The sequence below is a fragment of the Sphingomonas natans genome, assembly GCF_030546695.1.
Taxonomy (GTDB): Bacteria; Pseudomonadota; Alphaproteobacteria; order Sphingomonadales; family Sphingomonadaceae; genus Sphingomonas_I; species Sphingomonas_I natans.
This window is the reverse complement of record NZ_JAUOTP010000001.1, coordinates 185,705-208,264: the sequence shown is the minus strand read 5'-3', so window position 1 is coordinate 208,264 and position 22,560 is coordinate 185,705. Positions and strand designations below refer to the sequence as shown.

Sequence of the window (22,560 nt, the reverse complement as noted above, 5' to 3'; positions counted from 1 at the left end):
CCCGCCCCGTTGTCCCCGAGTTAGCGAAACTGCGACAAAGAGGCCAGAGGTGTAACGAGCCTTTGTTGCGATGGACCGCTCAGTCGGTCGCGAACAACTGTCCGATGTCGCGAAACGCCTTGAACTCGAGCGCATTGCCCGAAGGATCGCGGAAGAACATCGTAGCCTGTTCGCCCACCTGCCCCGCAAAGCGCACATAAGGCGCGATCCCGAACCGGACGCCCGCCGCGGTCAGCCGCTCGGCAAGCGCCTGCCAGTCGTCCCACTCCAGCACGATCCCGAAATGCGGCACGGGCACCTCATGCCCGTCCACCGGGTTGCTGGTCGCAGGCGGCCGCATGTCCGGATCGAGATGCGCGACGATCTGGTGCCCGCGCAGATCGAAATCGATCCACTGATCCGAACTCCGCCCCTCCTTGCACCCCAGCAACCCGACGTAGAAGCCGCGCGCGGCGGCGAGATCGTGGACGGGGAAAGCGAGGTGGAAAGGCTGGAGCGTCATGTCTGCTGGATAGCGAGGCGTGCGGGGAAGGGAAGCGGGGCCTCGCGTCGTCATGCGCGCATCTGTCGCCTCGGTCTGATCCGAGTTGGTGAACGACCGCTTGTGGTGGAAAGCGGTCATTCCTAGAGGCGCGTTTGCGCCGGCTACGCCACTTCGAGACTGCCAAGGCTACCAAAAGTATCAACGGCAGGTAGATGACGGACACAGCCACCAGCCAGATCAGGTTAGCAGCGAGCGAATAGTCCTCGTATGGCGCTTGAAAATACGGAGGGGGGTCAGCGATTGGGTCGAAGCCTCCGGCCCACATGGCTCCAAGTAAGAAAGCCGGTAAACCCAGCCCGAGCCAGAAGACCATGCCGATCCAGAACCATGCGGGAGCCTTCATGCGGCGTAGCTTAGCCACTATTCGAATGTCCGCAATTGGGGCGATAGCGGACCGTCCGCTATCGGCGGCTGCATTCCGCAGCTCAACGACCGGATGCAGACTGTTGCCGATCATCCTTTCCATGGTTTGATGGGGAGGGGACCATTTGCGCCAGCAAATGGTGGCGGGGAAATGCCGGAAGGCCGAGAGCAGAGGATGTGGCTTGAATTTCGTGAACGTCCGCGCGCGACGCCACCCCGATCGCAGCCTGCCCCGCGCCCGCCGCAACAACATCGCTGCATCCGTCACGAAGCTGCTCTAGAGCCCGCTTCATGCCTCCCCTTCGCGCGTCGAGCGCCTTCCCCCTCGCCCTTCTGCTCGGCGCCGCCTCGGCCTTCGGCTTCGAGCCTTATTCGCTCTGGCCGCTCACGCTCTGCTGGCTCGCTGCGCTGATCGCCTTGCTCGCCCGCGCGCGCGGCTTCCGTCAGGCGTTCGGGCTCGGCTGGTGGTTCGCGCTCGGCCATTTCGCGGTCGGGCTCAACTGGATCGCGACCGCCTTCACCTTCCAGGCGGCGATGCCAGCGTGGCTCGGCTGGGTCGCGGTCGTTTTGCTGTCGCTATACCTCGCGCTCTATCCCGCGCTCGGGCTCGCCTGCGGCTGGGCGCTGAGCCGCATGGCGAAAGGCCCCGCCCCGCTCGTCCTCTTCGCCGCCGCCGGCTGGATCGCGGGCGAATGGCTGCGCGCGACCGCTTTCACCGGCTTCGCCTGGAACCCGCTCGGCGTCGTCTGGATGGAGGTGCCCGGCGCCTTCGCGCTTGCCCCCCTGATCGGCACCTATGCGCTGTCCGGCCTGTTCGTGCTGCTCGCCGGGTTCGTCTGGCTCGTCGTCATCCGCGCCGGGCCCCGCCCGATCGCGATCGCCGCAGCGCCGCTCCTGCTCGGCCTCGTCGCCGCCGTGATCCGCACCGCACTTCCCGACGGCGCCGGGTCTGCCGGCATCGCGATCCGCGTGATCCAGCCCAACATCAACCAGAATGAGAAATGGGAAGAAGGCGCCGAGGTCCGCAATTATGACCGCCTCGTCCGCCTGACCGGCAAGCCCGGCGCCGAACCGCGCCTGATCCTGTGGCCCGAAGTCGCCGTCCCCTGGTATCTCGATGAAAATCCGCTCGCGCGCGAGACGATCGCCGAATTGCTCGGCCCGCGCGATCTGCTGATGACCGGCGCGATTCACTTCAATTACGACAAAGCCGGCAACGCGGTCACCGCGACCAACAGCCTGTTCGGCCTGACACCAAGAGCGCAGCTGATCGGCCGCTACGACAAGGCGCATCTCGTCCCTTACGGCGAATATCTGCCGATGCGCCCGATCCTGTCTAGGATCGGCCTCTCCCGCCTCGCGCCCGGCGACATGGATTTCGAAGCCGGGCCCGGCGCGCGCGGCATCCTGATGCCCGGCATCGGCCTCGTCGGCGCGCAGATCTGCTACGAGATCATCTTCTCGGGCCATGTCGTCGATGCCGCGCATCGCCCGCGCTTTCTGTTCAATCCGTCCAACGATGCCTGGTTCGGCCGCTGGGGCCCGCCCCAGCATCTCGCGCAGGCGCGGCTGCGCGCGGCCGAGGAAGGGATGCCCGTGATCCGTTCGACCCCGACCGGCATCTCCGCCGTGGTGGACGCGCATGGGCGGCTGCTGTCGTCGCTCCCCTGGCACACGGCCGGCGCGATCGATGCGCGCCTGCCGCCCGTGCTCCCACCCACGCCCTTCGCGCGGATCGGCAACGGGCTGGCGCTCGCGACGGGCCTCTTTCTCGCTGTGTTGGGGTTTGCAAGCGCCCGCCGCCGTCGCTAAAGGCGAGACATAAAGATGTCTTTAAGTGTGACCGCCGAGGGCGGCGCGAATCCGAACGAAGGAACCGATCGATCATGCGCAGCGACTATCTCTTCACCTCCGAGAGCGTGTCCGAGGGCCATCCGGACAAGGTCGCCGACCAGATTTCCGATGCGATCGTCGATCTGTTCCTCTCCAAGGATCCCTATGCGCGCATCGCCTGCGAGACGCTGACGACGACCCAGCTCGTCGTCCTCGCCGGCGAGATCCGCTGCAAGGGCGTCTATGAGGATGGCCAGTGGGCCCCCGGCGCGCAGGAAGAGATCGAGGCCGCCGTCCGCGCGACGGTCAAGCGCATCGGTTACGAGCAAGAGGGCTTCCACTGGGAGACCTTCCGCTTCGAGAACAATCTCCATGGCCAGTCCGCGCATATCGCGCAGGGCGTCGATGCCTCGGGCAACAAGGACGAGGGCGCGGGCGATCAGGGCATCATGTTCGGCTATGCCGCCAACGACACGCCCGATCTGATGCCGGCGACGCTCTACTACAGCCACAAGATCCTCGAGACGATGGCCGCCGACCGCCACTCGGGCAAGGCGCCGTTCCTCGAGCCCGACGCCAAGAGCCAGGTGACGTTGCGCTACGAGGGCAGCACCCCCGTCGCCGCCACGGCGATCGTCGTCTCGACGCAGCATGCCAAAGGCTATGACCAGGGCGATCAGGAAGCCGAGCTTCACGCTTATGTGAAGTCGGTCGTCGCTTCGGTGATCCCGTCCGCTTTGCTGTCGGACGCGACCGAATATCATATCAACCCGACGGGCAGCTTCGAGATCGGTGGCCCCGATGGCGACGCCGGCCTCACCGGCCGCAAGATCATCGTCGATACCTATGGCGGCGCCTCCCCGCACGGCGGCGGTGCCTTCTCGGGCAAGGATCCGACCAAGGTCGATCGCTCGGCCGCGTACATCACGCGCTATCTCGCCAAGAACATCGTCGCCGCCGGCCTCGCCCAGCGCTGCACGATCCAGCTGGCCTATGCGATCGGCGTCTCGAAGCCGCTCTCGCTCTATGTCGACACGCACGGCACCGGCACCGTCGGCGACGACGCGATCGAGACCGCAATCCAGGGCATCGCGAAGCTCGGCGGCCTCACCCCGCGCGGCATCCGCGAGCATCTGAAACTCAACAAGCCGATCTATCAGCGCACCGCCGCCTACGGCCATTTCGGCCGTCAGCCCGAGGGCGATTTCTTCCCCTGGGAGAAGACCGATCTCGTCGACGATCTGAAGGCCGCGCTCGCCGCCTGATCCCGACTGCAAGACCGAATGGAGGGCGGTCGCGGCGATGCTGCGGCCGCCCTCTCCATGTCGGCGCCCGATCGGCCCTAGCCGATCATGCCCGCCAGCCGCCCGCTGACGATTGTCTCGGCCTCGCGCATGATCCGCTCGATCAGGTCGCGCACCGTCGGCACGTCGTGGATCAGCCCCTGCACCTGTCCCGCCGTCCAGATCCCCGCGTCCAGATCGCCCGTCTCGAGCAGCACCCGCCCCTTCGCGCCGCGCACCAGCTCGGCGACATCCTCGAACTTGGCGCCGGGTTCGCGCAGGATCCGCACGACCTCGTCCGAGACCGAATTACGGGCGACGCGCGCCGTATTATGCAGGTTGCGGAAGATCAGGTTGGTGCTGCGCTCGTCATTGGCGACATAGGTCTGCTTGACGATGTCGTGGATCGGCGCCTCGGCGGTCGCGCAGAAGCGCGTCCCCATGTTGATGCCCTCCGCGCCCAGCGCCAGCGCCGCGACCAGCCCGCGCCCGTCGCCGAAGCCGCCGCTGGCGATGATCGGGATCCTGATCTTATCCGCAGCGGCAGGGATCAGCACCAAGCCGGGGACGTCGTCCTCACCCGGATGCCCCGCGCATTCGAAGCCGTCGATCGAGATCGCGTCCACGCCCCAGCGCTCGGCCGAGAGCGCATGCCGCACCGAGGTGCATTTGTGAACGACGAGGATGCCGTTCGCCTTCAGATCGTCGATATGCTCCTGGGGCTTGTTGCCCGCGGTCTCGACGATCTTCACGCCCCCCTCGATGATCGCCCGCCGATAATCGGCATAAGGCGTCTCGCGCATCGACGGCAGCAGGGTCAGATTCACCGCGAATGGCTTGTCGGTCAGCGCGCGGACGGCGGCGATCTCCTTCGCCAGATCCTCGGGCGTCGGCTGGGTCAGCGCGGTGATCGTGCCGAGCCCGCCGGCTTCCGAGACGGCCGCGGCTAGGCCGGCGCGGCCGACCCACATCATCCCGCCCATCATGATCGGATGCTTGATGCCGCACAACTCGGTGAAACGCGTCTTCATGTCGCTAAATGTCCTGAAAGCCGGGCGAGGAGCAGCACCGCTTTAGACGCCCCCGCGATGCCGCGGCAACGCGATGGAAACCGCTTGCCGCCCGCCCGACTCGTGATAGACTGAAGCATAAGTCCGAAAACGGGCAGACTAGATCGATGGAGACGATCGTGGAGCATCTGGATCCCGCATTGTGCGACCTTCAGTACAAATTGCTCTTCGCGGTGAGCGGCGTTTCGCTCCTGCTGACCGGCGTGATGGCGCTCCTGCTTCACTGATCCGGGCCGGCTTTAGGCGCCTTTGCTGCCAGCCGGTCTGACGCCAGCTGGTCGAGCCGCGCGGTCAGCCTCTCCACCAGCGCGGCCAGCACATCCTGTTCGCCTTCGTCCAGCGCGGTGAATACGTCCTCGACGAAGCGCCGCGCGACCGGCGCCGCCAGTGCCAGTGCCGCCTCGCCGCTCTCGCTCAGTTCGATCACCTTCGATCGCCGGTCCTCGACGGATGCGCGTCGCGCGATCAGTCCTGCCCGCTCGAGCCCGTCGAGCGCCTCGGTCACGGTGCGCGGCGCATAACCGAAGGCTTCGGCGACATCGACGGACCGCGTCTGCCCCGCCTGCGCGATGAAGCGCAACAGCCGCACCCGCGACAGCGAAAGCCCCTGCACCTTCAGCATCCGATCCATTTCGAGCTGCGACTTCTGATAGAAATCGCGCAGCGCGAAGCCAAGGATCGTCGGATCTGCAGGGAGCTCTTGCTTAACCATATAGAATGGTATTGCCGTATCTTTCCCGGTGCGGCAAGGGACGGCAACGGCAGACGGTCAGGTGGCATGGCAACGACGGCGCAAACGGAAACGAACGCGGACACACAGCGGCGCAACCGGCTGCTCCGGCGATTCCTGATCGGCCTCGCGATCGTTATCCTCGTCGGCGGCGGTGCCTGGCTGATCCACCACCAGTTGATCGGTCAATATCTCGAAGAGACCAACGACGCTTATGTCCGCGGCGACAGCGTCACCGTCTCGTCGAAAGTGTCGGGCTATGTCGATCAGCTGTTCGTCGCCGACAATCAGGACGTCCGCGCCGGCGCGCCGCTGCTGCGCCTCGATGCGCGCGACTATCGCGCGCAGGCCGCGCAGTTCACCGCGCAGCAGGGCGTCTCCGCCGCCAATGCCGACAATATCCGCGCGACGATCCTCGAGCAGGAGGCCGCGATCGATCAGGCGCGCGCCCAGCTCGACAGCGCGCTCGCCACGCAGCGCTTCGCCGACGGCGAGGTCGCTCGCTACACGCCGCTCGCCGCCTCCGGCGCGGAGACGCGCGAGAAGCTGGCGAGCCTACGCCGCGAGGCCGCGCAAGCGCATGCGCAGGTCGCGCAGGGCCGCGCCGCTCTGATCAGCGCGCAGCGCCGCATCGGCTCGCTCCGCGCGCAGGTGCGCCAGGCCGTTGCGCAGGGCGCGGCGGCGCGCGCGCAGCTGTCGGCGGCCAACGTCAATGTCGGCTCCGCGCAGGTCAAGGCGAGCATCGCGGGCCGGATCGGCGATCGCTCGGTCCGCGTCGGCCAATATGTCCAGCCGGGGGTTCGCCTCATGTCGATCGTTCCCGTCGACGCGCTCTATATCGTCGCCAATTTCAAGGAGACGCAGATCGGCGCGATGCGCCCCGGCCAGCCGGTCGAGATCGCGATCGATGCGATGCCCGACGCCGACCTGCACGGCCATGTCGAGAGCCTCTCGCCGGGCACGGGCGCGGAATTCTCGCTGCTGCCGCCGCAGAATGCGACGGGCAATTTCACCAAGATCGTCCAGCGCGTTCCCGTCCGCATCGCGATCGATGCCGCGCCTGCCATCCGCCGCGCGCTCATCGCCGGCCTGTCTGCGACCGTCACCGTCGATACCAAAGCCGGCGCGCGATGAGCGCTGCCGTTACGGCCGACACCCGCCCCACGGGCAATGCCGATTTCGGCGCGTGGCTCGCGGTTGCGGCCGGCACGATCGGCGCGTTCATGGCGACGCTCGACATCTCGATCGTCAATTCGGCTCTGCCCACGATCCAGGGCGAGATCGGCGCGAGCGGCACGGAAGGTACCTGGATCGCGACCTCCTATCTCGTCGCCGAGATCATCATCATCCCGATCGCCGGCTGGCTGGAACGGCTGACGGGGCTGCGCACCTTCCTGATGGTGATGGTCGCCGCCTTCACCGCTTTCTCGATGCTGTGCGGCGTCTCCACCTCGCTGACGATGATGATCATCGGCCGGATGGGACAGGGCTTCGCCGGCGGCGCGCTGATCCCGACCGCCATGTCGATCATCGCCACCCGCCTGCCTGCGCACCAGCAGCCGGTCGGCATCGCCGCCTTCGGCGCGACCGCGATCACCGGCCCGGTCTTCGGTCCCGTCGTCGGCGGCTGGCTCGCCGACAATCTCTCCTGGCATTATGCCTTCTTTATCAATCTGCCGATCGGCATCCTGCTGCTGAGCCTGCTCTTCTTCGGGCTGCCTGCGGTCCGCGCGCAGCGCCACCTGCTGCGCGAGGCCGACTGGCTCGGCATCGCCGGCATCACCCTGTTCCTCGGCGGCCTGACGATCTTCCTCGAGGAGGGCGAGCGCGAACAGTGGTTCGAATCGCGCACGATCGTCGCTGTCTTCGCGGGAACGATCCTGGGCTTCGTCCTGCTCATGCTGGGGCAGGTCATCGCCGAAAAGCCGGTCCTCCGGCTCCGGCTGCTGTTGGACCGCCAGTTCGGCGCGGTCATCATCATGGCGATCATCGTCGGCATGGCGCTCTACGGCACCGCTTTCATCATCCCCCAGTTCCTCACCGCGATCGCCGGCTACAATTCGCTCCAGTCGGGCCGCGTCGTCTTCCTCGCCGGCATTCCGGCAGCGATGCTGATGCCCTTCGTGCCGTGGCTGATCCGCAGCATCGACATTCGCGTCGTGGTGATAAGCGGTCTCGCGATGCTCGCTTTGAGCTGCTGGCTGGAGACCGATCTCACCTCGCAGACGAGCGGCGGCGTCTTCGCCGAATCGCAATTGATGCGTGGCGTCGGCCAGACTTTGGCGATGATGTTCCTCAATCAGGCGGCGCTCTCGTCCGTGCCGATCGAATTTTCGCGCGACGCCGCAGGCCTGTTCAGCGCCGCGCGCAATCTCGGCGGCAGTCTCGCGCTGGCCGGCATCTCGGTCGTGCAGGACCAGCGCATCTGGCTCCACCAGCGCCGGCTCGAGGAGACGATCTCGGCCAATTCGGTGCTGGTCCAGGATTATATGAACGGCCAGGCGGTCGCGCTCGGCGGGATGCCCACCGCCTATCAGGCGCTCGCGAACACGATCCGCATCCAGGCGCTGACGCTGACCTATGTCGACATGTTCTGGATCCTCACCGTCGGCGTCATCGCCATCATGCCGCTCGCCTTGCTGCTGCGCCCGCTGCCCAAGCGCGGCGTGCCCGCCGAACTGATGCACTGACATGACGAGACGCCTCGCTCTCGCGCTCCTCGCCGGAGCGGCCTCGCTCGCAGGCTGCACCGTAGGCCCGGACTATAAGGGACCGCCCCCACTCGGCGCCGGCGCCCCGCCCCCCGCCTTCGTGCGTGCCGATGCCGCAGCGGTCCCCACCGCCGCGCAGACCGGCCGCTGGTGGACGGCGCTCGGCGATGCGACGCTCGATTTGCTCGAGCAGCGCGCGCTCGCCGCCAATGCCGATCTCGCCGCCGCGCAGGCGCGTCTCCACCAGGCTCGCGCCGGGCTGCGGGTGCAGCGTGCGAACACTCTGCCCTCGGCGAACGTGCAGGGCACCTATGTCCATGCGCGACTGCCCGGCCTGAGCCTGGAGCAGGATGGCGACAGCAGCAGCCGGTTCGATTTCTACAATGATGGGCTCACCGCCAGCTGGGAGATCGATCTGTTCGGCGGCCGCCGGTCGGTCGAAGCCGCGCGCGCGCAGGCGGGCGAGGCCGACGCCAAACTCGCCGACGTCCAGGTCAGCCTCACCGCCGAAGTCGCGCAGGCCTATGTCTCCCTGCGCGATCGCCAGCGCCGCATCGCGCTCGGCACGCAGTCGGTGTCGCTCGGCGAGCAGGCCCTGCTGCTCGGCCAGCAACGGCTGGACCGCGGCACCGCGACCCGCGGCCAGATCGAACAGGCCCGCCAGCAATTGGACGAAGCGCGCGCGCAGCTCGTGCCGCTCTTGACCCAGCGCGACGCCTATCTCGACGAACTCGCCACGCTGCTGGCGCTCGCCCCCGGCGCGCTCGACGCCGAGCTCGGGAGCGCTGCGTCCGCGCCTCTGCCCCCGCGTGAAGTGGCGATCGGCGATCCCGCGGCGTTGCTCCGCAACCGCCCCGACATCCGCGCCGCCGAGCGAGAACTCGCGCTCCAGACCGCCAAGGTCGGTGTCGCCGATGCGGCGCGCTTCCCCGCGATCAAGTTCATGGGCATTTTCGGCCTCGGCGGCACGAGCCCCTCCGATCTGGTCGATCCGGGCAAGCTCACCGCCCTGCTCGCGCCGCAGATCAGCTGGAGCTTCCTCGATTTCGGCCGCAACCGCGCCAAGCTGTCGCAAGCGGAGGCGGTCCGCGACGAAGCCGAGGCCAAATATCGCACCGCCGTCCTCGCCGGCTTGCGCGATGCTGAGGGCGCGCTCGCCCGCTTCCGCGATCAGCGCCTGATCGTCGCCGATCGCGCCCGCGCTCTGGCCTCGGCAACCACCGCCGCCGATATCGCCGCGCAGCGCGAACGCGCCGGCACCGCCACCAAGATCGACGCCGCCGATGCCGAGCGCCGTCGCCTCTCCGCCGAATCCGGCCTCGCCGCCGAGGAGGCCGCGCTCACCGCAGCGTTCATCGGGGTCGAGAAGTCGCTGGGGCTGGGCTGGAGCTGACGCTCCAGCCGTCAGGCGGTCGCGGGCGCTGCTGAGAATTTTCCTTTCTCGATCCGGGCGCGCATCTCCGTCCAGTCGCCGCCAAACCACGCCGCCGGATCTTCCTCGCGCACGGCCTGGTCGTCGCTCAGCCGATCGCTGAGGATCACGTCCTGATAATCGACGAACGCCGTGTCGACCGTCGCATAGAAAGCGCGCGCTAGTGGCTGCCGGTCCGCGCCGGCCGGGGGCAGAATGATGGCAAGCCGGTTCGATCGCAGCCGGACGAGCTTGCCCGCCGGGAAGACGCCGATGCTGCGCATGAACTTGAACAGCAGGGCGCCGTCATATTTGCCCTCGTCAGCGTCCATCTGCGCGATCGCCTCGGCCGGCGAGATGCCCTTCCTGTAGGATGTGCCAGACGTCATCGCGTCATAGACGTCGCAGATCACCGCCATCCGCGTCGCCTGGCTGATCGCGTCTCCGCGCAGCCCGAACGGATAGCCCGATCCGTCGAGCCGCTCATGATGGTTCACGCACACGTCCAGCGCGGCCGGCGGCAGGCGGATCTCTTCCGACAATATGTCGTGTCCCGACTGCGGATGGCGACGGATGTCGGCTATCTCGGCCTCGGTCAGCGCCTCGGTCTTGTCGAGCAGCGCCTGGTCGATCACGACCTTGCCGACGTCGTGGAGCAGCCCGGCCGTCCCCATCGCGTGGATCGTCGCGGGCGGACAGCCCGCCTCGCGCGCCAGCCCGATCATCAGCGCGCAGACCGCGATCGAGTGCGTGTAGATCGCATCGCCCTTCGCCCGCAGGCGGGTGACGTTGATGAAGGCCGCGCCATTCTGCTCCAGCGTCGTCGCGATGTCGTCCACCACCGACAGGATCGGCTCGGTCGAGACGGTGCGGCCGATCTGGCAGTTCTCGAACAAGGCCTGGACCACCTTGGTCGAACGCTGCGCCAGCGCCGTTGCGCGCACCTTGTCCGCCTTGCCAAACGCCGGCGGCGCGACGACGCGGGCGGGCGTCGAAGCGGGCCGAGATTGTGGCGAGGGACGGGGCGCGCGAACGGGCGCGCTCTGCATCAGTGTCGATGGCTCGGCGAATGTCCGGCGACGCACCGGCGCGGCAGCGACCTCGGCGGAGGACGATGCGGCATCGGCTCCTTTCGCCGCGTCAATCAGGACGTGGAGCCCGCTGTCGCGGATCCGCTGCAGCTGTCGCTCGGTCCGGATGACGAAGCGCGCCCGCCAGAAGGGATGGTAGAACCAGCTCCCCTCGAACTTGCGGATATACATGCCGACGGTGACCTGGTCGGGCGCGACGCGCTGCAGCATGATGTCCGTGCGTCTCCGTCCCGTTGATGCCGACCGCCTCATCCGGAGCGCCACGCCGAACCGTCCACGCCGGGTTAGCGCGCATCTCCTTACCAAGCCGTTGACCAGCCGCGGCGACATCGCGAAATCCGCCGGATCGAGCCGAAAACGAACGTGGCCCGGCGCCGATCGGCGAGGCGCGAAACAGGCGCGCAGCCGTTGGCAGCGTCTGCCCCGATCGCTAAGGCCGGCGCACCGCATGAGCCCGCCCCCCGCCCCACCGCCCGTCGAGCACCATTGGGCCGAGGACGTCTATGCGCTCGGCGTCGGCTGCGCGCTCGTGACCATCGGTCTGATGCTGCTCCAGTCGGCGCAACTCGTTACCGGCGGCGTCGCGGGCGTCGCGTTGTTGCTCCACTATCTGCTTCCCTTGCCCGTCGGGCTGCTGCTCGCGGTCGCCAACCTGCCTTTCCTGCTCCTCGCCGCGCGCACGATGGGCGCCGAATTCACGCTGAAGACGACCGCGCTCAACATCGCGCTCGCCGGCTTCTCCGCGATTGCGCCGTCGATGATGACGATCAAGGCGATCCACCCGGCCTTCGCCGCGCTCGTCGGCGGCTCGGCGATCGGCATGGGCATCCTCGCGCTCGCCCGCCATCAGGCCGGCGTCGGCGGCTTCGGCGTGGTCGCGCTCTGGCTCTATCGCGCGCGCGGCTGGAATGCCGGCCGCACGCAGATGTCGCTCGATGCCTGCGTGATGGCGGCCGCGGCTTTGGTCGTGCCGTGGGACAGGCTCGGCTGGTCGATCCTCAGCGCGGTCGCGATCAACGGCGTGATGCTCGTCTGGCACCGGCCGGGGCGCTATACGGGCTATTGAGCCCCCGCTCCGGCATCCTCAGATCAGGAACACGTCCCCCGCGCGGACGATCTCGACCGATCCGTCCGCGAGCCGCAACCTGAGCGCACCCTCGCCGTCCAGCCCCTCGAACAGCCCGTCGAGCGTGGCCGCCGGCCCCCGCGCGGAGAGCGCCGTGCCGATCGGATGCGCGCGCTCCAGCCACGCCGCCCGCACGACCGCCAGCCCCTGCCCGCGCCACCGCCCGAGCCACGAAGCGAATTCGCGCGCCAGATCCTCCAGGAACAGCGCCGGATCGGGTGCCGCCCCCGCCAGCGCTGCGAGGCTCGTCGTCGCGCGCTCCAGTCCCTCGGGTGCCGCCGCCAGATTGACGCCGAAGCCCGCGACGATCGTCGAACCGCTCCGCTCCAGCAATATGCCCGCCAGCTTGGCGCCGTCCGCCAGCAGATCATTGGGCCATTTGAGCTGCAGCGCCGCCGCGCCTGCGCCCGTCCAGGCCGCGGCGGCGGCATGCAGCGCGACGCCGGCGACGAGCGCGAGCGTCGGCGCGTCCGGATCCTGCGGCGTCACCCGCACGAGCGTGCTCGCGTAGAGATTGCCCGTCGACGATGCCCAGGCCCGGCCCAATCGTCCGCGCCCGCCGGTCTGCCGCTCGGCGCGCAGCCACATGCCTTCAGGCAGGATGGCCGCGTCGCGGAGCAGATCGGCGTTGGTCGATCCCGTCTCCGCGACGGTGCGGATCATCGCCTCAGAACAGCGCCTTGGCGGCCGTCAGTGTCGCTGCGCTCAGCACGGGGATCGCCAGGTAACCGAGCGGCGAGATCGCAAGCGCGGAGAGGGCGATCAGCCCGCCCTCGATCTTGTCGTCCGACGAGGCAAGCAAGGGCGCCGGCTCGTCGAAATACATCGTCTTGACGATCTTCAGATAATAATAAGCGCCGACCACCGAGCCGACCGCACCCGCCACCGCCAGCCAGAAATAGCCGGCGTTGGTCGCCGCGCCGAACACGGCCAACTTCGGATAGAAGCCGAACAAGGGCGGGATGCCGGCGAGGCTGAACATGAACATCGCCAGCGCCGCCGCCAGGCCGGGCCGCGAGCGCGACAGGCCGGACAAAGCAGCGATCGATTCCACCGGCGCGCCGTCCAGATCGCGCATCCGGATGATGCACAGGAAGCTGCCGAGCGTCATCGCGATATAGACGGTCATGTACGTCATCACCGACGCGACGCCCTCGGGCGTGCCAGCGGCCAGGCCGATCAGCGCGAAGCCGACATTGTTGATCGACGAATAAGCGAGCAGCCGCTTGATGTTGGTCTGGCCGATCGCCGCCACCGCGCCCAGCACGATCGAGGCGAGCGACGAGAAGATGATGATTTGCCGCCACGCATCGGTCGCGGGCCCCATCGCCTCGACCGCGACGCGTACCATCAGCGCCATCGCCGCGACCTTGGGCGCGGAGGCGAAGAAGGCGGTCACCGGCGTCGGCGCGCCCTCATAGACGTCGGGCGTCCACATATGGAACGGCACCGCCGAGATCTTGAACGCCAGCCCCGCGAACACGAACACCAGCCCGAACAATATCCCGGTCGAAAGCCCGCGATCGGCGATCGCGGCGTGGATCCCCGAAAACTGCGTCGTCCCGGTGAAGCCGTACAGAAGCGAGATGCCGTAGAGCAGGATGCCGCTCGCGAGCGCGCCCAGCACGAAATATTTGAGGCCCGCTTCCGCCGAGCGCAGGTCGCGCCGCATGCAGCTTGCCAGCACATAGGCAGCCAAACTCTGCAGCTCGAGACCGACATAGAGCGTCAGCAGATCGCCCGCCGAGACCATGATCCCCATGCCCGTCGCCGAGAGCAGGATCAGCACCGGATATTCGGCGCGCATCGCGCCCGTCCGCGAGAACCAGCCCGGCGCGAGCATGATCGAGACCGCGCTGGCGATGTAGATCAGAAGCTTGGCGAAGCCGGCGAACGCATCCGCACGGTACAGCCCGCCATAAGCGATCCCGGCATGGCTCGGCGCACCGATCAGCGAGACGGAGGCCGCGACGAACAGGGCGACCGCCGCCCAGCTGATCCCGCGCGAGGCTTCATCGCCGCGCCAGCCGGCGACGAGCAGCAGCAGCATCGCGCCGATCGAAAGAATGAGCTCGGGCACGCTCGCCGCGAGAGTGACGGAGCCGGTCATTCGTGTGCGCCTTCAGCGTGAGCAGGTGTCGGGTGCGCGTTCAGCGCGACCTTGGCGTCGCCGCCCTTCCAGGCGCGGTCGGTGCGGGCGAGCACGACGCCCACGTCCTTGCGCATCGGCGCCATGAAGCTTTCCGGATAGACGCCCATCCAGATCGTCACGAGCGCGAGCGGCACGAGCAGCAGCAGTTCGCGCGGAGACAGATCCTTCATCGCCGCGACGTCGGGCTTGTCGAGCGGGCCGTATGCCACGCGCCGATAGAGATAGAGCATATAGGCCGCGCCGGTGATGATGCCCGTCACCGCGATCACGCCTGCGATCGACGAGGCGCGATAGGTGCCCATCATCGCCAGGAATTCGCCGGGGAAGTTGGACAGGCCCGGCAGGCCGACCGACGCCATCGTGAACAAAAGGAACAGCATCGCGTAGCGCGGCATGTTGGTCGAGACGCCGCCGTAGCGCGAAATCTCGCGCGTATGCAGCCGATCATAGACGACGCCGACGCACAGGAAGAGCGCGCCCGAGACGATGCCATGGCCCAGCATGACCATCAGTGCGCCTTCCAGCCCCTGCCGATTGAAGGCGAACAGGCCGAAGGTCACGAACGCCATATGCGCGACCGACGAATAAGCGATCAGCTTCTTCATGTCGCTCTGCACGAGCGCCACGAGCGAGGTATAGACGATGCCGATGCTCGACAGCGTCATCACCAGCCAGAAAAGCTGCGCGCTCGCCTCCGGGAACATCGGCAGCGAGAAGCGGATGAACCCGTAGCCACCCATCTTGAGCAGCACGCCGGCGAGGATCACCGAACCCGCGGTCGGCGCCTGGACGTGCGCGTCGGGCAGCCAGGTGTGGACCGGCCACATCGGCATCTTGACCGCGAAGCTCGCGAAGAAGGCGAGGAACAGCCAGGTCTGCACGTGCGGCGGGAAATCGGTGTTCATCAGCACGGGGATGCTGGTCGTGTGCGCGAAATTGACCATCCACAGCATCGCGATCAGCATCAGGATCGAGCCGAGCAACGTGTAGAGGAAGAATTTGTAGCTCGCGTAGATCCGGTCCGCGCCGCCCCAGATGCCGATGATCAGATACATCGGGATCAGGCCGGCTTCGAAGAAGATGTAGAAGAGGTACAGGTCCTGCGCCATGAAAACGCCGAGCATGAACACCTCGGTGAGAAGCAGCGCCGCCATATATTCGGGCACACGCTTCTCGATCGCCTGCCAGCTGGCGAGCACGCAGATCGGCATAAGGAACACGGACAGCGCGATCAGCATCAAGGCGATGCCGTCGATGCCCAGCGACCAGCCGAAGCTGCCGAACAGGCCGATATGCTCGACGAACTGCCACTGCGGCCCGCCGACCTGGTAGGAAACCCACAATAGGATCCCGAGCGCGAAATCGACGAGCGTCGCGCCGAGCGCGATCCACCGCGCCGCCTTCGCGTCCGCAAACAGGCAGGCGATCGCGGCGAAGGTCGGCACCGCGAGCAGGATGGTGAGGATGGGGAAGCCAAGTTGGTTCATGTTAGATCGCCATCGCCCAGGTCGCGGCGGCGGCAAGGCCGATCAGCATCACCAGCGCATAAGTATAGACATAGCCCGACTGCAGCTTGCGGCTCGCCACCGACGTCATCTGCACGAGCGCGGCGGCGCCGTTCGGCCCGAAGCGATCGATCGTCTGCTGATCGCCGCGCTTCCACAGGAAGCGGCCGAGCGCGAAGGCGGGCTTCACGAACAGGATGTCGTACAGCTCGTCGAAATACCATTTGTTGAGCAGGAACTGGTAGAGCCCGCCGAAGCTTGCGACGAAGCGGCCGGGAATGCTGCGATCAAGCAGATAGGCCCAGGTCGCGATGGCGAGCCCCAGCAGCATCACGATCGACGGCATCAGCTTCGCCAGCTCCGGAATGCCGTGCATGGCATGCATCAGATGCTCGTTCACGTGCAGGCTGCCCTGCCAGAATGCGGTCGCGCCTTCGCCGATGAAGGCCGGAGCGAACACCGCGCCCGCGAGTATCGCGCCGACCGAAAGGACGACGAGCGGGATCAGCATCACGATCGGGCTTTCGTGCGGGTGATAGCCCGCCGTGCCGTGCGTCACATGCTCGGCGCCCGGATCGTGCGCATGCGGTTCGGCGCCTGCGCCCTCATCCGGTGCATCGTGATGATCGTGATGCGCGTCGTGCGCATGGCCATGATCGTCATGCCCATGGCCGTGCGCGTCGTGCACCGCATGCTGGATATGCTCGGACGCGGCCCAGCGCGGCGTGCCGAAGAAGGTCAGATAGATGAGCCGCCACGAATAGAAGCTCGTCAGCAGCGCCGCCGAGATGCCGACGAAATAAGCGATGCCGCCCGCCGTCGTGCCGCGCGCATAGGCCGCCTCGATGATCGCGTCCTTCGAATAGAAGCCCGCGAATCCGAACACCTCCTCGATGCCGACGCCGGTGATCGCGAGCGTGCCCGCCATCATCGCGAAGAAGGTCAGCGGGATCTTCTTCCACAGCCCGCCGTAGAAACGCATGTCCTGCTCGTGGTGCATCGCGTGGATCACCGAGCCTGCACCCAGGAACAGCAAGGCCTTGAAGAAGGCATGCGTGAACAGGTGGAACATCGCCGTATTATAGGCGCCGACGCCGGCGGCGAAGAACATGTAGCCGAGCTGTGAACAGGTCGAATAAGCGATGACGCGCTTGATGTCGGTCTGGACCGTGCCGACCGTCGCCGCGAACAAAGCCGTCGCCGCGCCCACATAAGTCACCACCGTCAGCGCGGTCGGGCTGACCTCGAACATCGGCGAGAGGCGGCAGACCATGAACACGCCCGCGGTGACCATCGTCGCCGCATGGATCAGCGCGGACACCGGCGTCGGGCCTTCCATCGCGTCCGGCAGCCAGACGTGCAGTCCGAGCTGCGCGGATTTGCCCATCGCGCCGACGAACAGCAGCAGGCAGAGCAGCGTCATCAGATCGACGCGCCCGCCGAGGAAGCCGATCGACGCCCCCGCCATGCCCGGTGCGGCGGCGAGGATCGCGGGGATCGAGACCGTGCCGAACACGAGGAACGTACCGAAGATGCCGAGGCTGAAGCCGAAATCGCCGACGCGGTTGACGACGAACGCCTTGATCGCCGCCGCCTGCGCGCTCGGCTTCTCGTACCAGAAGCCGATCAGCAGATAGGAAGCGAGACCGACGCCTTCCCAGCCGAAGAACATCTGGATGAGATTGTCGCTCGTGACGAGCATCAGCATCGCGAAGGTGAACAGCGAGAGGTAGGCGAAGAAGCGCGGCTGGCTCGGATCCTCGCTCATATAGCCCCAGCTATAGAGGTGGACGAGGCTCGACACGCTCGTCACGACGACGAGCATCACCGCCGTCAGCGTGTCGACGCGGAGCGCCCAATCGACATGCAGGTCGCCGGAGGTGATGAAGCTCAGCACCTTGACGACATGCGCGCTGTCGCTGCCGCTCAGGAAGCCGAGGAAGATCGGCCAGGCGAGCGCGCAGGACGCGAACAGGCAGCCCGTCGTGACGACTTTCGCCGCGACATTGCCGATCGTGCGGTTGCCGAGGCCCGCGACGATCGCCGCGAGCAGGGGCAGGAAGACCAACAATACGATCACGCCGGCGTCACCCCTTCATCCGGTTGACATCGTCGACCGAGATCGTGCCCCGGGCGCGGAAATAGATGACAAGAATGGCAAGCCCGATCGCGGCCTCGCCAGCGGCGACGGTCAGCACGAACATCGCGAACACCTGCCCCACGAGATCGTGGAGGAAGGCCGAGAAGGCGACGAGATTGATGTTCACCGCGAGCAGGATCAGCTCGATCGCCATCAGGATGATGATCAGATTCTTCCGGTTGAGGAAGATCCCGAACACGCCCGTGACGAACAGGATCGCGGAGACGGTGAGATAATGCTGCAAACCAATCATGCGCGGAGCGCTCCCTTGGTCCGCTCATCCTGAGCTTGTCGAAGGATCACAGCTCGACCCCCTGCCCGACCGGCGGCTTCATGTTGACGGTGGCCTCCTCGGGGCGGCGCTGGTTCTGCTTGGCGATATTCTGGTGGCGCACGTCGCCGCGCTTGCGGTGCGTCAGCACGATCGCGCCGATCAGGGCGACGAGCAGCACGAGCCCCGCGCCCTCGAAGATGAACAGATAGCGCGTATAGATCAGCAAACCGAGCGCCTGGATGTTCGGGATCGCCTCGGGATCCGGCGTCGGCGCATCGCCGAGCGGGATCCCGCCTGCATTCCACGCGCTCGTCGCGAAGATGATCTCGCCCGCGAGCACCGCGACCAGAGCGACGCCGATCGGCAGATATTTGGCGAAGCCCGATCGCATCTCGGTAAAGTCGATGTCGAGCATCATCACGACGAACAGGAACAGCACCGCGACCGCGCCGACATAGACGATGACGAGCAGCATCGCGATGAACTCGGCGCCGACGAGCAGCATCAGCCCCGCCGCGTTGAAGAAGGCCAGGATCAGCCACATCACGCTATGCACCGGGTTGCGCGCGGTCACGCACAGCACGCCCGACAGCACCACGACGATCGCGAACAGATAGAAAGCGAGGATCTGGATCATGCGTGCATTCCTCCCCGGCACGGGGAGGGGGACCGCGCAGCGGTGGAGGGGGAGCGCGGCGAAGCGGGACGCTCGTTGAGAGCCCCCTCCACCATGCTGCGCATGGTCCCCCTCCCCGTGCCGGGGAGGATCATTGCGGATGAATCGTTCACGGTCTCGCGCCTACCGATAGGGTGCGTCAGCGGCAAGGTTCTGGGCGATCGCCCTTTCCCACCGGTCGCCATTGGCCAGCAGCTTGGCCTTGTCGTAGATCAGTTCCTCACGCGTCTCGGTCGAATATTCGAAATTCGGACCTTCCACGACCGCGTCGACCGGGCAGGCTTCCTGACAGAAGCCGCAGAAGATGCACTTGGTCATGTCGATATCGTAGCGCGTCGTCCGGCGGCTGCCGTCGTCCCGCGGTTCCGCCTCGATCGTGATCGCCTGCGCCGGGCACACCGCCTCGCACAGCTTGCACGCGATGCAGCGTTCCTCGCCGTTCGGGTAGCGCCGCAGCACATGCTCGCCGCGGAAGCGCGGGCTCAGCGGGTTCTTCTCGAACGGATAGTTGATCGTCGCCTTGGGCTTGAAGAAGTATGCGAGCGTCTTCGCATGCGCCTTCACGAACTCCCAGAGCGTGAACGACTTGATATAATAACCGAGCTTCACCGGCTCACACTCCATACCGGGTCAGCATCAGCCACCCGGAAATGAGGAACACCCAAATCAGCGACAGCGGCAGGAAGATCTTCCAGCCCAGCCGCATCAGCTGGTCGTAGCGATAGCGCGGCACCGTCGCCTTCACCCACGAGAAGATGAAGAAGAAGATCAGGATCTTGGCGAAGATCCAGACGATCCCCGGCACCCAGTAGAGGAATGGCAGGTCCAGCGGTGGCAGCCATCCGCCCCAGAAGAGCGTGGCGTTCAGCGCGCACATCAGCAGCACATTGCCATATTCGCCGAGCCAGAAGAGCGCGAAGCTCATCGACGAATATTCGGTCTGGTAGCCCGCGACGATCTCGCTCTCGGCCTCGGTCAGATCGAACGGGGCGCGTGCCGTCTCCGCCATCGACGAGATCAGGAACACCACCGCCATCGGGAACAGCAAGGGATTAAAGCCGAAGGCGTTGATGATCCCGAAGATGTGCCCGCGCTGCGCCATCACGATATCGTTGAGGCGGAAGCTTCCCGTCCACAGCACGACCGAGATCAGCACGAAGCCGATCGCGACCTCGTAGCTCACCATCTGCGCCGCGGCGCGGATCGCGGAATAGAAGGGATATTTGGAGTTGGACGCCCAGCCCGACAGGATCACGCCATAGACGCCCATCGAACTGATCGCGAGCAGGTAGAGCAGGCCGACATTGATGTTGGCGAGCACCGCCTTCGGCCCGAACGGGATCACCGCCCAGGCTGCGAGCGCCACCGTGAAGGTGATGATCGGCGCGATCAGGAACAGGCCGCGATTGGCGGCCGACGGGATGATCGTCTCCTGCAGGAAGACCTTGAGCCCGTCCGCGAACGACTGGAGCAGGCCGAACGGACCGACCACGTTGGGCCCGCGCCGCAGCGCCATCGCCGCCCAGATCTTGCGATCGGCATAGATGATCATCGCCACCGCCAGCATGAGCGGCAGCGCGATCACGAGAATGTCGATGACCGTCGCGACCGTATAGGCCAGCCCATAAGGCAGGAAGCTGAACCAGGAGATCACTCTGCCGCCTCCGCATAATCCATGCCGTGGAGCAGTTCGGCCGAGCAGCGCTGCATCGTGTCGCTCGCGCGCGCGATGGCGTTGGTCAGGTAGAAATCCTTGATCGGCGACCCGATCTCACCCGATGCCGAGGCATCCAGCGACGGCACCGACCAGGCGAAACTGGCGAGCCCGAGCGTGCCCAAGGCGGGCACCTCCTCCGCCATCTTCGCGCGCAGTGCATCGAGCGTGTCGAACGGGAGCGTCGCGCCGAGCACGTCGGAGAGCGCGCGGAAGATCGCCCAATCCTCGCGCGCATCGCCCGGCGGGAAGACCGCGCGGTCGCCGCGCTGCACCCGGCCCTCGAGGTTCACATAGGTGCCGCTCTTCTCGGAATAGGCCGCCGCCGGCAGGATCACGTCCGCCTGTGCCGCGCCCTTGTCGCCATGATGGCCGACATAGACCTTCAGCGCGCCCGCGAAGCGATCGTCCGATACCTCGTCCGCACCGAGCAGGAACACGAGCTTCGGGCTCTTCGCCGCGACTGCCGCGATGCCGCCGTCTGCCGCGTAACCGAGCATCAGCCCGCCCATCCGGCTCGCCGCCATGTGCAGCACGTTATAGCCGTTCCAGCCATCCTTCACGAGGCCGAGGCTGTCGATCAGGCCGAGGCTCGCGCCCTGCCCCTTGTTGAGCGCGCCGCCGCCGACGATCACCGCCGGTCGCGCGGCCTTGCCGAACACGTCGGTCACCGCCTGGGGCAGCGACCCGACGAGGCCGAGATCATTGCCCAGCCAGTTGACCGGATAGGTCAGGTCGACCTCCGGCCCGATCGCGAACACCTTCGCGCCGCGCTTCACCGCCTTGCGGATGCGCGTGTTGACGAGCGGCGCTTCCCAGCGGACGTTCGATCCGATGATCAGGATCGCATCCGCCGTCTCGATGCCGGCGATCGTCGTGTTAAAATTGACCGCCGCGATGCTCGACGTGTCGTAGGCCAGCCCCGTCTGCCGACCTTCCAGAAGGTCCGATCCCATCGAACGCAGCAAGGCCTTGGCGGCATACATCGTCTCGCAATCGACGAGATCGCCCGCGATCGCCGCAACGCTGGCGCCCGCATTGACCGCCTTGATCGCGCCGAACGCCTCGCCCCACGTGACGGGCACGAGCTTGCCGTCCTTCTCCACATAGGGCTTGTCGAGCCGACGCCGTACGAGCCCGTCCACGGCGTGGCGCGTCTTGTCCGACGCCCACTCCTCGTTCACGTCCTCGTTGATCCGCGGCAGCGCGCGCAGCACCTGGCGCCCGCGGCTGTCGAGGCGGATATTGGTGCCGACCGCATCCATCACGTCGATCGCGAAGCTCTTCTTGAGCTCCCACGGCCGCGCCTCGAACGCATAAGGCTTGGAGGTCAGCGCACCCACCGGGCAGAGATCGACGATATTGCCCGAAAGCTCGGACGTAAACGCCTTCTCCAGATAGGTCGTGATCTGCATATTCTCGCCGCGATACAGCGCGCCGACTTCCTCGACCCCGGCGACTTCCTCGGCGAAGCGCACGCAGCGCGTGCACTGGATGCAGCGCGTCATCGCCGTCTTGACGATGGGCCCCATATATTTCTCGGTGACCGCGCGCTTGCTCTCGTCATAGCGAGAATGACCGCGGCCATACGCGATCGACTGGTCCTGCAGGTCGCACTCCCCGCCCTGGTCGCAGATCGGGCAATCCAGCGGGTGGTTGATGAGCAGGAACTCCATCACCCCCTCGCGCGCCTTCTTCACCATCGCGGTGTCGGTGCGGATCTCCTGATTGTCCGCGGCGGGCAGCGCGCAGCTCGCCTGCGGCTTGGGCGGCCCGGGCTTCACCTCGACCAGGCACATCCGGCAATTGCCGGCGATGCTCAGCCGCTCGTGATAGCAGAAGCGCGGCACTTCCTTGCCCGCGGCCTCGCAGGCCTGCAGCACGGTCGCGCCGGCAGGCACCTCAACTTCAATTCCATCGACGGTCAGCTTGGGCAT

19 protein-coding genes are annotated in these 22,560 nt (G+C 66.7%); 6 read left to right on the top strand and 13 right to left on the bottom strand.

All coding sequences use genetic code 11. From position 1 onward, the window contains the following. Nucleotides 1-79 precede the first annotated feature (79 nt). Nucleotides 80-502, bottom strand: a complete 423-nt coding sequence (locus tag Q4F19_RS00990) for a VOC family protein (protein WP_303539277.1) — start codon at nt 500-502, stop codon at nt 80-82. Between the two features lie 696 nt (nt 503-1,198). On the opposite strand from Q4F19_RS00990, the gene lnt reads away from it, so the two are divergent. Both lnt and metK read left to right on the top strand, forming a co-directional pair. Continuing rightward, the gene (lnt, locus tag Q4F19_RS00985) at nt 1,199-2,719 is read left to right on the top strand and encodes an apolipoprotein N-acyltransferase (protein WP_303539276.1); all 1,521 of its coding nucleotides are present in this window, start codon (nt 1,199-1,201) and stop codon (nt 2,717-2,719) included. Between the two features lie 74 nt (nt 2,720-2,793). Beyond that, nucleotides 2,794-4,005: a methionine adenosyltransferase gene (metK, locus tag Q4F19_RS00980; RefSeq protein ID WP_303539275.1), complete on the top strand. Its 1,212-nt coding sequence runs from the start codon at nt 2,794-2,796 to the stop codon at nt 4,003-4,005. A gap of 77 nt (nt 4,006-4,082) precedes the next feature. On the opposite strand, the gene Q4F19_RS00975 is transcribed toward metK, so the two are convergent. Next, nucleotides 4,083-5,054, bottom strand: coding sequence for an NAD(P)H-dependent flavin oxidoreductase (locus Q4F19_RS00975; protein WP_303539274.1), 972 nt, complete (start codon nt 5,052-5,054; stop codon nt 4,083-4,085). 259 nt (nt 5,055-5,313) lie between these two features. Further along, the gene (locus Q4F19_RS00970) at nt 5,314-5,715 is read right to left on the bottom strand and encodes a MarR family winged helix-turn-helix transcriptional regulator (RefSeq protein ID WP_303539273.1); all 402 of its coding nucleotides are present in this window, start codon (nt 5,713-5,715) and stop codon (nt 5,314-5,316) included. A 156-nt stretch (nt 5,716-5,871) separates the two neighbouring features. Between Q4F19_RS00970 and Q4F19_RS00965 the strand changes: the two genes are divergently transcribed. From Q4F19_RS00965 to Q4F19_RS00955, 3 genes are read left to right on the top strand one after another with little or no spacing between them, the layout of a single operon-like run. Further along, entirely contained in the window at nt 5,872-6,957 is a 1,086-nt protein-coding gene (locus Q4F19_RS00965) for an HlyD family secretion protein (protein ID WP_303539272.1), read from the top strand. Beyond that, on the top strand, nt 6,954-8,513 hold the full coding sequence (locus Q4F19_RS00960) for an MDR family MFS transporter (protein WP_303539271.1): 1,560 nt from the start codon (nt 6,954-6,956) through the stop codon (nt 8,511-8,513). The genes Q4F19_RS00965 and Q4F19_RS00960 overlap by 4 nt, the downstream gene beginning before the upstream one ends. Before the next feature lies 1 nt (nt 8,514). Then, nucleotides 8,515-9,927 carry an efflux transporter outer membrane subunit gene (locus tag Q4F19_RS00955; RefSeq protein WP_303539270.1) on the top strand — a complete coding sequence of 471 codons (1,413 nt, stop codon included), beginning with the start codon at nt 8,515-8,517 and terminating at the stop codon, nt 9,925-9,927. An 11-nt stretch (nt 9,928-9,938) separates the two neighbouring features. Here Q4F19_RS00955 and Q4F19_RS00950 read toward each other — a convergent pair whose 3' ends face one another. Continuing rightward, the gene (locus Q4F19_RS00950; RefSeq protein WP_303539269.1) at nt 9,939-11,246 is read right to left on the bottom strand and encodes an HD-GYP domain-containing protein; all 1,308 of its coding nucleotides are present in this window, start codon (nt 11,244-11,246) and stop codon (nt 9,939-9,941) included. A gap of 238 nt (nt 11,247-11,484) precedes the next feature. Between Q4F19_RS00950 and Q4F19_RS00945 the strand changes: the two genes are divergently transcribed. Next, the gene (locus Q4F19_RS00945; RefSeq protein ID WP_303539268.1) at nt 11,485-12,102 is read left to right on the top strand and encodes a YitT family protein; all 618 of its coding nucleotides are present in this window, start codon (nt 11,485-11,487) and stop codon (nt 12,100-12,102) included. Nucleotides 12,103-12,120: 18 nt separating this feature from the next. Here Q4F19_RS00945 and Q4F19_RS00940 read toward each other — a convergent pair whose 3' ends face one another. The 9 genes from Q4F19_RS00940 to nuoG form a co-directional block, all read right to left on the bottom strand. Then, a complete protein-coding gene (locus Q4F19_RS00940) occupies nt 12,121-12,825 on the bottom strand; it encodes a biotin--[acetyl-CoA-carboxylase] ligase (RefSeq protein WP_303539267.1) in 705 nt (234 codons plus the stop codon). A 4-nt stretch (nt 12,826-12,829) separates the two neighbouring features. Next, on the bottom strand, nt 12,830-14,272 hold the full coding sequence (nuoN, locus tag Q4F19_RS00935; RefSeq protein WP_303539266.1) for an NADH-quinone oxidoreductase subunit NuoN: 1,443 nt from the start codon (nt 14,270-14,272) through the stop codon (nt 12,830-12,832). Beyond that, nucleotides 14,269-15,801 (bottom strand): NADH-quinone oxidoreductase subunit M, encoded by a 1,533-nt coding sequence (locus Q4F19_RS00930; RefSeq protein ID WP_303539265.1) that lies wholly within the window; start codon nt 15,799-15,801, stop codon nt 14,269-14,271. Before Q4F19_RS00930 ends, nuoN begins: the two co-directional genes overlap by 4 nt. Before the next feature lies 1 nt (nt 15,802). Further along, nucleotides 15,803-17,899, bottom strand: coding sequence for an NADH-quinone oxidoreductase subunit L (nuoL, locus tag Q4F19_RS00925; protein WP_303539264.1), 2,097 nt, complete (start codon nt 17,897-17,899; stop codon nt 15,803-15,805). A gap of 7 nt (nt 17,900-17,906) precedes the next feature. After that, a complete protein-coding gene (gene nuoK / locus Q4F19_RS00920) occupies nt 17,907-18,212 on the bottom strand; it encodes an NADH-quinone oxidoreductase subunit NuoK (RefSeq protein WP_303539263.1) in 306 nt (101 codons plus the stop codon). Between the two features lie 46 nt (nt 18,213-18,258). Next, nucleotides 18,259-18,870: an NADH-quinone oxidoreductase subunit J gene (locus Q4F19_RS00915; RefSeq protein ID WP_303539262.1), complete on the bottom strand. Its 612-nt coding sequence runs from the start codon at nt 18,868-18,870 to the stop codon at nt 18,259-18,261. A 162-nt stretch (nt 18,871-19,032) separates the two neighbouring features. Continuing rightward, entirely contained in the window at nt 19,033-19,533 is a 501-nt protein-coding gene (gene nuoI, locus Q4F19_RS00910; RefSeq protein ID WP_303539261.1) for an NADH-quinone oxidoreductase subunit NuoI, read from the bottom strand. Further along, nucleotides 19,523-20,563 (bottom strand): NADH-quinone oxidoreductase subunit NuoH, encoded by a 1,041-nt coding sequence (nuoH, locus tag Q4F19_RS00905; RefSeq protein WP_303539260.1) that lies wholly within the window; start codon nt 20,561-20,563, stop codon nt 19,523-19,525. The genes nuoI and nuoH overlap by 11 nt, the downstream gene beginning before the upstream one ends. After that, entirely contained in the window at nt 20,560-22,560 is a 2,001-nt protein-coding gene (nuoG, locus tag Q4F19_RS00900) for an NADH-quinone oxidoreductase subunit NuoG (protein ID WP_303539259.1), read from the bottom strand. The genes nuoH and nuoG overlap by 4 nt, the downstream gene beginning before the upstream one ends.